Consider the following 8,277-nt stretch of genomic DNA (forward strand, 5'->3'; position numbering starts at 1 on the left):
CAGCATGAAACTCTCCGACTTTTCCATCAAGAATTACCAATTCACCTTGGTGATTTTTTTCCTGCTCACGGCCATCGGCTTGAGCGCCTACAAAGACATTCCACGCACCGAAGACCCCTACTTCGACATCAGCGCCTTTCGCATCAATGTGATTTACCCAGGTGCCGACCCCGTGGAAATGGAACAGCAGGTGGCCAAGCCCATTGAAGACGCTTTACGCGGGCTGGATGACCTCAGGGAAATGCTCTCAACCGCCCGCAACAGCGGCGGTGTGGTGTTTGTCCGTTTCAATGCCGAAGTGGATGTGGACACCAAGTTCGATGAAGTCAACCGCGAGCTGGCGCGCATCCGCCCCAACCTTCCGGCAGGGGTTCGCAGTGTAGAAATTGAGCGCATCAACCCAGGCTTTACCAACATCATTCAATACGCATTGGTATCCGAAACAGCGAGCTACGCCACACTGGCCGACTACGCAGAAGACTTGTCTGAAGCCTTCGAACGCATTGACGCCGTGCGCGAGAGCGAAACCTGGTCCTACCCCGAGCAGCAGGTTCGAGTCACACTGAATTTCAAAAAACTCGCTGAACTTGGCATACAAGCGGCCGATGTGGCCCGGGTTATTCAGGGCGAGTCGCTCAATATTCCCGGTGGCCCAGTGGAAGAAGGTGGGCGAAGGCTGAATGTTCAAACCTCAGGCCAATACCGCAGCGTGGAAGAAATTCGCAACACCGTGATTGCAGGCACCGGCGCGGGTGGCGCTTTGGGTGGACGCCTGATCCGCGTGGGCGATGTGGCCGATGTGCAATGGGACTATGAAAACCAAGACGTGCTGGCCCGCTTCAATGGCGAGCGTGCCGTGTTCATCACAGCCAACCAAAAAGACAAACGCAATATTTTTGTGACCCAACAGGCCATCGAACAGGCCGCCAACGCCTTTGAAAAAAACCTGCCTCCGGACATTCGGCTGGAGCGGGGGTTTGAACAATACAAAAACGTCGCCAAGCGCATTAACCGCCTGACCTTCGACTTTGGTTTGGCCGTCACACTGGTGCTGATCACCCTGCTGCCCTTGGGCTTGCGTGCCGCTGGCATTGTGATGGTCAGCGTCCCTTTGTCACTGCTCACCGGGTTGGCCTGCCTTTATTTTGCCGGGTTTTCGCTCAACCAGCTGAGCATTGCAGGCTTGGTGGTGGCCTTGGGCCTGCTGGTGGACGACTCCATCGTAGTGATCGAAAACATTTCTCGCTACCTGCGCATGGGCTACAACCGCGTGGATGCTGCGCGCTATGCCACCAAGCAAATTTCACTGGCCGTGGTGGGCTGTACCGCCACCTTGCTGTTTGCCTTCTTGCCCTTGCTGATGCTGCCCGATAACGCAGGTAAATTTATTCGATCGCTGCCCGTGTCGGTGGTGTTCACGGTTTTGGCCTCGTTGTTTGTGGCGCTCACCATCATTCCGTTTTTGGCCAGCCGCGTGCTGAAAAAAGAAGAAAACGAACACGGCAACATTGTGTTGCAAAAACTGATGCTAGGCATTGACCGGGTGTACACCCCCCTGCTGCACCGCGCCTTGCAAACCCCCAAAACCGTGGTGTTCGGTTCGCTGGTGTTGTTTGTGGCCAGCCTTGGGCTGGTGCCGCTGATGGGCATGTCGCTTTTCCCCAAAGCCAACACGCCCCAGTTCGTGATTGAGGTCAGCTTGCCCCCGGGCGCCAGCTTATCGGCCACCAACAGCGTGATAACCCAGGTGGAAGACAAGTTGAAAAACTTCCCCGAGATCACCGCAGTGATGAGCACCGTGGGCGAAGGCAATCCGCAGATTTATTACAACGTGTTCCAGTCTGACAAGCAAAGCAACATTGGCGAGCTGTTCGTTCAACTTGAAAAATACACCGACGACACACCCGCCCTGCTGGACGCCATTCGCGAACAACTCAAGCAAGTGCCGGGCGCCAATTTGGTGGTGCGTGAATTCGAGAATGGTCCCCCCGTCGACGCCCCCATCGGCATTCGCCTGGTGGGCCCCGACCTGGATGGATTGCGCACCTATGCCGGTCAAATTGAACAAATCATGACCGCGCACCCCGGCACCCAAAACGTCGACAATCCACAACGCACAGGCCGAAGCGATCTGCGCCTGAAAGTGAACTTCGAAAAAGCTGGCTTGCTTGGCGTGAACTCGGTGGACCTGGACCAGGCGGTGCGCTTGGCCATTGCAGGAGCCCCTGCAGGCGAAATTCGCCAAAGCGATGGGGATGCTTACACCATCCTGGTGCGCGGCCCGGCGCAAGCCCGCAGCAGTCTGGCTGCCCTGGAAGACTTCCATGTGATCTCGCGCAGTGGCCAGGCTGTGCCCCTGACCCAACTCACCACCCTGGAGCTGGACGACAACCTCAACAGCATCTACCGTTATAACCGCGAACGGGCAGTGCTGCTGACCGCCTACACACGCACGGGTTACAACACCGAAAAGGTCACCAACGACATTGCTGCAAAAATTCGCCAGTTGGACATGCCCTCCGATTATCGCTTTGTGCTGGCTGGTGCAGTAAAAAGCAGACAAGAAAGTTTTGCTGGATTCGGCACCGCCATCCTCATCACTGTGTTTGGCATTCTGGCCATTCTGGTGCTGGAGTTTGGCAGCTTCCGAAGCACCTTGATTGTACTGTTTGTGATCCCGCTGGGCGTAACCGGCGGCATGGTGATGCTGTACATCACAGGCAACTCACTGAGCTTCACCGCGATGATCGGTTTTATTGCGCTCATTGGCATCGAGATTAAAAACTCGATTTTGCTGGTGGACTTCACCAACCAGTTGCGCGAAGAAGGCAAAGGCCTGGATGAATCGATTGAGGAAGCGGGCCGCATTCGCTTCCTGCCCATTCTGCTGACCAGTGCAACCGCCGTGGGCGGGCTCATGCCCCTGGCTTTGCAGGGTGGTGGCTTGTATTCGCCCATGGCTTGGGTGATCATCGGTGGATTGCTGTCTTCCACCTTCATCGGCCGCCTGGTGACACCAGTGCTGTACAAGCTGCTGCCACCCGACCTTCAAAACAACAAGGCCCAGCCCGCATAAACCTGCCCCCTGTTGAATTGGCCTACAATACCGGCTAATTCAACAGCGCAGCCCAAACACCATGAAAAAACCCTCGCCCCGGGGTGGCCCACCCAAGCGCCCAAGTACACGCGATGCACGCCCCACGGGCGCAGCCAAACCAAGCCGAGGGCCCGCGCGTGGCGGGCGCACTGCCGCACCCAGCGGCACAGGCGCCACAGCGCCTCGCCCAAGGCGCAGCCGGGTGTCTGGCACCGCCACGCTCGACATGATGGACCCGCACGAGCCACAGCGCTTGAGCAAAATCATGGCGGCCAAGGGCCTGTGTTCGCGGCGCGAGGCCGACTTTTTGATTGAAAAAGGTTGGGTGCGGGTCGATGGCCAGGTGGTGAACGAACTGGGCGTGAAGGTGCTGCCCACTGCCAAAATTGACCTGGATGCGCGTGCAAAAAACACCTTAAGCAAACAGGTCACCCTGTTGTATCACAAGCCCATCGGCGTGGTGTCGGGCCAGCCCGAAGGGCGTTACAAAGCTGCCATGGAATGCATTGGGGCAGACAACCAATACGACAAAAAAACATCACCCGCCTTCCAACCCGCCATGCTGAAGGGCTTGGCCCCGGCAGGCCGGCTGGACATCGACTCCACGGGTCTGCTGGTGCTCACGCAAGATGGCCGAATCGCCAAGCAACTCATCGACGCCAACTCCACGGTTGAAAAAGAGTACTTGGTGCGCGTAGAGGGCGAGTTGCGCGACCGTGGCCTGGAACTGCTTCGGCATGGCCTAAGCCTGGATGGCGAACCCCTTAAACCCGCTCGGGTGAGTTGGCAAAACGAAGACCAACTTCGCTTTGTGTTGGTCGAAGGTAAAAAGCGGCAAATTCGCCGCATGTGCGAAATGGTGGGCCTCAAAGTGGTGGGCTTGAAGCGGGTACGAATCGGCAAAGTAATGCTGGGCGACCTGCCGCCCGGGCAGTGGCGTTTGCTCATGCCCGAAGAGCATTTCTAAGCGGGTAAAAACTGGCTTATTCGGGTGATTGAAACCACCCCCCTGCGGGTATTCTCAGGTGTAACAATTCGTCAAAGTTTCACCTCGAGAACATGTCCATGCACGCTCAGATTCCGGCCATGCCACAACCTGGAAGCCACTCCAGTCTGCTTGGCTCTCTCACCAACCCTGGTCTTGCTGTTACGGCTTTGGATGACATTCGCAAACAAGCCGATTGGCTGTGTGTGCTGGTGGGTTTGGCCTGCTTGGTGTTCGCCTTGGTTGAGGGGTGGGCCTACCAAAACCTTTATCAGGCCGCGCTTTGGGGCATCCCCCTCTTTTTAACCGGGTTGGTGGTCACGCGCTATGCCGCCGGCCAATCTTGGGTCATGCATGTACACGCCGCTTTGCTGGTGGGCATGGGCGCCCTGCATGTGCACTTGGCACGTGGGCTGATTGAATTCCACTTTAGTTTTTTCATGCTGCTGCCAGTGATGCTGGCTTACCGAGACGCACGTCCTTTGATCAGCATGGGGCTGATGATTGCCGTGCACCACGTCGTATTCGACCTGCTGCAACAGGCCGGTTACGAGTGCTATGTATTTAGTGGACCCTTTTCGGGCTTACCCGCCGTGGCGCTGCACGGTTTTTATGTGGCCGTTGAAGTGGCCATACTCAGCCTGATCGCCCACACCCTTCGGCAGCATGCACAAGCGGCGGCGGAAGGCGCCTTGTTGCTGAGCTACCTTGACAAAGACCGTGGCGTGAACCTGCGCGTGCGCGCCCAGCCCGACGAAATGGGCGTGGTGTCCACCACAGGCCGGGTATTTAATGAATATGCCGACAACATGAGCTTCATTGTGGCGGCCTTCAAAATGTTGCGCACCGATGTGCGCGAACTCTCGACGATTGCCAATGAGTTGGGCGTCGACAACAACCAACAAATTGAAGACAGCGCACTGGCCTCCAAAAGCCTGCGCGATTTTGTGCAAAACCTGGGCAATCAAACCCGCATGGGGCAGGCCACAGCCGAGATGTCCAAAAAAATCACCGACGACTGCTTTGACCTGCTCAATGAACTCACCCAGTCGCTGGAACACCTTCAAAAAATCAGCAAGCAAACCTTCGACAGCCATCAATTGCTGGTGGGTATCCAGAAAGAGGGCGGCGCCACCTTGAACGCCACCGCTGCGCAGAACCTGGCCTCTGCTGTGGCCATGCTCGACAGCCTGAACGAACGCACACAGGGATTTTTGTCCAAAATGGACGTGCTCAAGAGTGGACTAAGCGCCATTGAAAACCAGGTGGTGTCTGTGGACCGCGCAACGCATCAATGGGTTGAAAATGGCCACAGCAACCAGCGCCAAGGCTGGGAGGTGCTGGGCGCGATGGAAAGCATGCAGGCTCGCGCAGAAAGCGCCCTGCGAACCCTCAACAGCACCGTGCAAACCATACTGCGCTCTGACGACTTGATGCGCGAACTGGAACGACGCCTTTCGAGGTTTGACGTATGAGCCTGAGCCATGTGCTGGACGACCCACTGATCACCGAGCTGCTAGACAGCCACACCGTTCGCTATGTGCTGCTGGGCAGCAACAACAACGACCTGAATGTGATTGCAGCCAGCAAATGCTACAGGCAAACCATCGGTTTTAAATCAGGCCCCGACCTGATCACCCAGCGTCTGGGCATGGGGGTGTACCGCGCCCTGCTTAACGCCATGAACAGCCAGCAAGGATGGACCGGTCACGTACAAATTGAGCAGCAGTGGCACCGCGTACAACTGTGGAACTGCGGCGAATTCGCCATGTTGATGGAAGAGCCCCTGAGCAGCCTGCCCCCAGTGGCCGCAGAGCCAGGCACACCAACAACCAAAGCCCCCTTGCCACAGGGCATGCAGGCGGATGTACAGCAAAGCATGCTGCTGATCGTCGATGACAAAGGCCGAATTCAAAACATCAGCCCATCGGTTGAACAGTTTCTGGGGCAAACCGGGGATCAACTCAAGGGGCTGGATGCCGCCAACCTGGTGTTCCGCACCGATGTGGCGCAGTTCAAACGCCTTGTTGACAAAGTCAAATACCAAACCGACTCAGCCGAAGGCACGTTTAGACTTCGAAACATCAACAACGAGGTGGTGTATTTTGACTGGACTGCGGCCTGCAGCGGGTCTGAGATTTTGCTCATTGGCCGCTCGGGCAAACACAACCTTGAGGAAGCGCTGCTCAAAAGCGAAGAGCGCATCAACAGCATTTTGGAGTCGATGGATGACGCATTTTTTGCCATCGACCTGCAAGGCCACATTCAGTACCTGAACGCCAAAGGCGCCGAGCTGCTGGGCAAGAGCCCGCCCCTGCTGTTGGGCCGCATGATTTGGGAACGCGCACCTCACCTCAAAAAGACCCCGCTGTTCAAATTTTTGAACCAAGCCAAGGGCAGCATGCTGCCCGAAACATTCCAGTGGCAAGAACCGGGCAACGACATTTGGTACCAGGTCAAGGCCTACCCCAGCGACGAGCTGATTTCGATTTTCTTCACCGACATCAGCTCCATTAAGCGCAACGAAAACAAAATGCGCCACCAGGCCACGCACGACCCGCTCACCGGCCTTCCCAACCGACTGGCGCTGACCTCCACTCTTGAAGAGCTTCTTCAAAACGATCAGGTCAAAGACTTCAAAATGGGGCTGTTGTTCATCGACCTTGATGGCTTTAAGGCCGTGAATGACACCTTGGGCCATGACCGCGGCGACGACCTGTTGGTGGCTGTTTCAAAGCGACTGCGCAGCGTGGTGCGAAGCTCCGACATTGTGGCTCGCCTGTCGGGTGATGAATTTGTGATCACCCTGCCCTACATCGCCGACCAAGACACCGCCTTCAATGTGGGTCGAAAGGTGGTAGACGCTGTCAGCAAAAAACCCTTTGAACTGGGCGACAAAAAAATTTATGTGGGTGCCTCGGTCGGTGTGTCCCTGTTCCCAGACGATGGCAAAGACGTGGAAGGGCTGCTGAAAAACGCGGATATCGCCATGTACCAGGCCAAACAAGCGGGCAAAAACACAGTGCGCGCCTTCCACGCCAACATGAGCGCCACCTTGCAAAACAAGGTGGACCTGGAAAACGACCTGCACGACGCCATCATCCACGACCGCATTGAGGTGCACTACCAACCGCGCTTCAACGCCGACGGCAGCATATGCGCCGTAGAAGCCTTGGCTCGCATGCGTTCTCGCAGCGGCGAATTGATCCCACCGGCGCGTTTTATTCCCATTGCGGAAGAAACCGGCCTGATCATTCCCATGGGCGAGCAAGTGCTGCGCAAAGCATGTAAATGGCTACATGACACCAACAAAAAACTCAAAAGCCCCATCGGAGTTTCCGTGAATGTGTCGGGCATTCAATTGCTCGATGGCAAACTGTGCAATACCGTGCATAAAATTTTGAAAATCACCGGGCTTGACGCCAAGCTTCTGGAGCTTGAGCTCACAGAAACCGTGCTCATGCAAAACCACGAAAGTGTGTTGAAAGACCTCAACCACCTGCACGAGTTGGGCGTTACCTTGTCCATCGATGATTTTGGAACAGGCTATTCATCCCTGGCCATGTTGCACAAAATGCCAGTGCAGTCCATCAAGCTGGACCGCTCGTTCGTTAACGACCTGCCTGCAAAGCCAGACAGCGTCATCATCTCCCGCACTGTGCTGGCCATGGCCCGTGCATTGGGCTTGGGCGTGGTGGCTGAAGGCGTTGAGACAGCAGAGCAGCGGGACTTCTTGATCGAGTCTGGCGTGCTGGAATTGCAAGGCTTCGGCCTGGCGCGGCCCATGACGTCGGATGACACGCGGCAGTTTGTTTGGGCGCAGCAGATTCCGCTGGAAAGCGCCAAAAAAATCCTCATCTAAGTGTCGCGGCAATTTGAAGCTAACTCGCCTGCTCTTAGAAGCCAGCAGGTCCATGCCATGTTCGTTCGCTTGCTCCTTGAAGCCAGCAGGTCCATGCCATGTTCGTTCGCTTGCTCCTTGAAGCCAGCAGGTCCATGCCCCTTGGCGACGGCCAATCTGTGTTTCCCTCCCTGAGCCTCGCCTGAACTGAGGCCCGCCCTCCAAAACGGAGGTCGGGTCGGGCCTCTGCCCCCTTGGGGGGCACCGTTCATTCTTGGCACGGTCGGGCAGATTGTCCTGAAGGTCGCTGCAGGGGCAATGGCCCCTGCTGGCTTCTGGGCAAGCGAAGGCGGC

Annotated in this window: 4 protein-coding genes; all 4 read left to right on the plus strand. The window is 56.7% G+C overall.

Annotated elements, in window-relative coordinates:
* The first annotated feature begins 4 nt into the window (after window positions 1-4).
* Window positions 5-3,076 carry an efflux RND transporter permease subunit gene (locus ACEQU8_RS11515; RefSeq protein WP_370263741.1) on the plus strand — a complete coding sequence of 1,024 codons (3,072 nt, stop codon included), beginning with the start codon at window positions 5-7 and terminating at the stop codon, window positions 3,074-3,076.
* A gap of 250 nt (window positions 3,077-3,326) precedes the next feature.
* Window positions 3,327-4,064 carry a pseudouridine synthase gene (locus ACEQU8_RS11520; protein ID WP_370263746.1) on the plus strand — a complete coding sequence of 246 codons (738 nt, stop codon included), beginning with the start codon at window positions 3,327-3,329 and terminating at the stop codon, window positions 4,062-4,064.
* Window positions 4,065-4,162: 98 nt separating this feature from the next.
* Window positions 4,163-5,557 carry a hypothetical protein gene (locus ACEQU8_RS11525; protein WP_370263742.1) on the plus strand — a complete coding sequence of 465 codons (1,395 nt, stop codon included), beginning with the start codon at window positions 4,163-4,165 and terminating at the stop codon, window positions 5,555-5,557.
* The gene (locus ACEQU8_RS11530; protein WP_370263744.1) at window positions 5,554-7,944 is read left to right on the plus strand and encodes an EAL domain-containing protein; all 2,391 of its coding nucleotides are present in this window, start codon (window positions 5,554-5,556) and stop codon (window positions 7,942-7,944) included. Before ACEQU8_RS11525 ends, ACEQU8_RS11530 begins: the two co-directional genes overlap by 4 nt.
* Window positions 7,945-8,277 lie beyond the last annotated feature (333 nt).

The organism is Limnobacter sp., assembly GCF_964228395.1.
Classification (GTDB): domain Bacteria; phylum Pseudomonadota; class Gammaproteobacteria; order Burkholderiales; family Burkholderiaceae_B; genus Limnobacter.